This window comes from Nostocoides australiense Ben110 (genome assembly GCF_001050535.1).
GTDB lineage: Bacteria > Actinomycetota > Actinomycetes > Actinomycetales > Dermatophilaceae > Nostocoides_A > Nostocoides_A australiense.
Genome location: NZ_HG764815.1, coordinates 3,784,754 through 3,788,340 on the forward strand (window position 1 = coordinate 3,784,754; position 3,587 = coordinate 3,788,340).

At 68.8% G+C, this 3,587-nt stretch carries 4 protein-coding genes and 1 pseudogene; 4 read left to right on the forward strand and 1 reads right to left on the reverse strand.

Going from position 1 to position 3,587, the window contains the following annotated elements:
- The coding region (locus BN11_RS18600) for a DDE-type integrase/transposase/recombinase (protein WP_048699566.1) at window positions 1-1,123 on the forward strand (1,123 nt) is incomplete at its 5' end.
- On the forward strand, window positions 1,120-1,935 hold the full coding sequence (locus BN11_RS18605) for an ExeA family protein (protein WP_048699567.1): 816 nt from the start codon (window positions 1,120-1,122) through the stop codon (window positions 1,933-1,935). The genes BN11_RS18600 and BN11_RS18605, both read left to right, overlap by 4 nt.
- A gap of 178 nt (window positions 1,936-2,113) precedes the next feature.
- Here BN11_RS18605 and BN11_RS18610 read toward each other — a convergent pair whose 3' ends face one another.
- Window positions 2,114-2,401 carry an IS3 family transposase gene (locus tag BN11_RS18610; protein ID WP_048699820.1) on the reverse strand — a complete coding sequence of 96 codons (288 nt, stop codon included), beginning with the start codon at window positions 2,399-2,401 and terminating at the stop codon, window positions 2,114-2,116.
- A 636-nt stretch (window positions 2,402-3,037) separates the two neighbouring features.
- Between BN11_RS18610 and BN11_RS22100 the strand changes: the two are divergent.
- Both BN11_RS22100 and BN11_RS18615 read left to right on the forward strand, forming a co-directional pair.
- Window positions 3,038-3,273, forward strand: a pseudogene (locus tag BN11_RS22100) (ribbon-helix-helix domain-containing protein).
- Window positions 3,270-3,512, forward strand: coding sequence for a hypothetical protein (locus BN11_RS18615; protein WP_048699822.1), 243 nt, complete (start codon window positions 3,270-3,272; stop codon window positions 3,510-3,512). The pseudogene BN11_RS22100 and the gene BN11_RS18615 overlap by 4 nt, the downstream one beginning before the upstream one ends.
- Window positions 3,513-3,587 lie beyond the last annotated feature (75 nt).

Below are 3,587 nucleotides of genomic sequence, written 5' to 3' on the forward strand. Positions count from 1 at the left end.
GATCCTGACCGAGCACGGTGTGGCAGTGGTGCCCTCGGCGCGCACGCTGCAACGCCACTTCGCCCGCCTTGAGCTGAACACCCGACCCGACGGCACCACCCCGGGAGTGTTCGGCCGGTTCGAGGCCGCCGCACCGAACCAGCGGTGGACCGGGGACGCGCTGCACGGGCCGGTCATCGGCGGGCGTAAGACGTACCTGATGGCGTTCATCGATGACCACTCCCGGGCGCTGGTCGGCTACCGGTGGGGCCATAGCGAGGACATGCTCCACCTCGCGGCGGCGTTACGCGCTGGCCTGTCCGCGCGGGGGATCCCGCAGGTGGTGTACCTGGACAACGGGTCAGCGATGGTCTCCAAGCAGCTGCTGCGCGCGCTGGCCGTCCTGGGGATCCGGTTGACCCACTCCAGGCCCGGTCAACCCCAAGGGCGCGGGAAGATCGAACGGTTCTTCCGCACCGTGCGCGAACAGTTCCTCATCGAGCTCACCGCCCCCGGCGCGACCGAGCAGGTCAGCGGACTGGCCGAGCTGAACGAGCTGTTCACCGCGTGGGTCGAAACCGTGTACCACCAGCGGGTCCACACCGAAACCGGGCAAGCACCCCTGGCCCGGTTCCTGACCGGTTTCGCGGGGGATGGCCCGCCGCCGACCCCGACCCCAACCCAGCTCCGCGAGGCGTTCTTGTTCTCCGAGCATCGCGCCGTGACCAAGACAGCCACCGTCTCGCTGCACGGCAACACCTACGAGGTCGACGCCGCCCTGACCGGGCGTCGCGTCGAGCTCGTCTTCGACCCGTTCGACCTGACCGACATCACGGTGCGCTACGCCGGCCGCGAAGTCGGCACCGCCATCGCGCACGTCATCGGCCGGCACGTGCACCCCGCCGTCAAGAGCGACTCCACCGCCGCGCCGGCGCCGGTCACCGGGATCGACTACCTGGCCCTGGTCCGCGACCGGCACACCCAGGTCATGACCCAGCGCGTGAACTACGCCTCGATCACGCAACCCGCCGTCCACCCCCAGGCCGCCGCCAATGCCGTACTGCCCGGGCAGGTCGACCTGCTCGACCTGCTCGACCCAACCCCCACCGTCCACCACGAACCCGACCATCAGGAGATCCCGTGACCCTTGACCGACTCCAAGCCCACTACGGCTTCACCAGAACGCCGTTCGGCAAGGCCCTGGCCCCCAGCATGCTGCACCGGCACACCGCCCATGCCGAGGCCGTCGCCCGGATCGGCTGGTGCATCACCGAACGCGCCCTGGGCGTGGTCACCGGTGAGGTCGGCGCCGGCAAGACCGTCGCCGTGCGCGCCGCCCTGGCGAACCTGGACCCCTCCCGGCACACCACCATCTACCTGGGTAACCCCGCCGTCGGCGGCCGCGGCCTCTACGGCGGGATCGTCACCGCCCTGGGCGGCGAACCCCGCTTCCACAAAGCCGCCCTCATCCCCCAAACCGTCGAGCTGCTCGCCGCCGAAGAACACGAACGCGGCCGCACCGTCGTCCTCATCCTCGACGAAGCCCACCTCCTCACCAGCGACCAACTCGAAGAGCTCCGCCTGCTGACCAACGCCGACATGGACTCCCACTCACCCTTCGCGTGCCTCCTCATCGGCCAACCCACCCTGCGCCGCCGGATCAAGCTGGGCACCTTCGCCGCCCTGGACCAACGCATCGCGCTGCGCTACACCCTCACCGCGATGAGCGACACCGAAACCAAGAGCTACCTCGCGCACCACCTCACCCTCGCCGGCCGCTCCGACCCCCTCTTCTCCGACGACGCCACCGCGCTGATCCACCAAGTCGGCCGCGGTACCCCCCGAGCCATCAACAACCTCGCCGTCCAAGCCCTCGTCGCCGCATACGCCGCCGGCAAGGCCATCGTCGACGAGACCTCAGCCCGAGCCGCCGTCACCGAGGTCACCACCGAATAGCCAACCGCGTCACCCCGACGAGCACCGCGACACCCTGACCACCAACAGCCCCGCCGGACCCCCGGCGGGGCTACCTCATACCCCCACCACGTCCCCACCGACAGTGACGCCCACATCCTCAACCGACGCGTCCGTCAACAGGCACCGGCCGCGGCCATCTCACGGACGAGCGGGAAGACTATTTCCCCGGCAGATTCGCCTGCGACAGGTACGCAGCTGCACGTCGGAGAACCTCGTTCTCCTGCTCCAGGAGCCGGATCCTCTTGTTCGCCTCACGCAGCTGCTTGCGCTCGTCCTCGGTCACGCCGGAACGCCTGCCGTCCTCGATGTCGGCCTGCTTCATCCAGTTCGCCAGCGAGCCTTCGGAGATGCCGAAGTCCTTCGCGATCTGCGCCAGCGAGGCCTGGCCCCTGCGGGCCACGGCCACGACATCATCGCGGAACTCCTTGGGATAGGGCTTTGCCACAGGGACATCCTTCCTCCTGAGACCGAAACCTCAGAGGTCAGGTGTCAACCAAACGCGGGGCAGACCCCCAACTCCTTCAGCCTGAGATGGTAGCCATCGATGAGTGCGTGTTACCGCGTATGCCCGTCAACCGCGGCCCCCTGCGCTCGACGCTCTCCGTCCCGCACGTCGAACCGCTGTCGGGACACGCCGCTCGCGCCTGCCTCCGAGAAGGCTTCGCGCGTCGGCGTCCCGCGTGGGTGTCGGTTGCGGGACGCCGACGTCGGGTGGGGTCAGCGGCGTGTCGAGGCGCTGGCGAGCTCGGCCTTCGCCGCCGTGCGTTGCCGCTCGATCGCTCGGCAGACGGTGGAACGGCGTGGTCGACGTAGATGCGTTCGGCCTCGACGCCGAGGCCGAGCAGACCGTCGCGTTGCGCGGTGAGGTCTTGTTGATCGGTGGAGCATCGGGCGTACCCGACAAGTAGTGCGTTCATGGCGCACCTCCCAGAGGTTGGCCCGGCCGCGCCAGCGTGCGTGGTCGGCTCGGGCATCGAGCAGAGCTCGACCCCACCAGCGACGCCCTCGCATGGTTGATGTGCAAGTGTCTGCGCCCCGCGCGCTTCTTCCCCCGACGAGGTTTTCGTCATACGATTTTGTCATGGTGAGCGAGGTGCAGATTCAGCAGTGGGCTGATGAGGCCGAGGCCGGCTACGACGTCGAGGAGATGAAGAGTCGCGGACGCGGTCGCCCAGGCCGTGGCGCCGAACCGATGCAGGTCGTGGCAGCGCCACGGCCCCCGCCGAGGAGCTTGCAGCCGTCGATGCGATCGCCGAACGCGAGCACATCTCACGATCCGAAGCGATCCGCAGGGCCCTGGCCGGCTTCGCGGCGTGAAGGTCCACGACAGCGCACTCAAGCATGGAGCACTCCCCGAGGACGCGGCCCAGGCCGCCGACTGGCCGCTATGGGTGGAACCCCTCGACGAGGAGAGCTGGCCGCACCGCGAACTACGGCTCGGCTTCGACACCCAAGCACGCCTGCTCGAGACCGTCGTCTTGATCTTCGAGAGCGGCGACGAGATGGTCATTCACGCCATGCCAGCCCGCAAGCAGTACTGGGAACTCCTCCCCTAAGCCCACAGCTCACATCACCACAAGCGGATGGGCTCGCGGAGCGACCCGGTGCGGGATGGGCTCGCGGAGCGACCC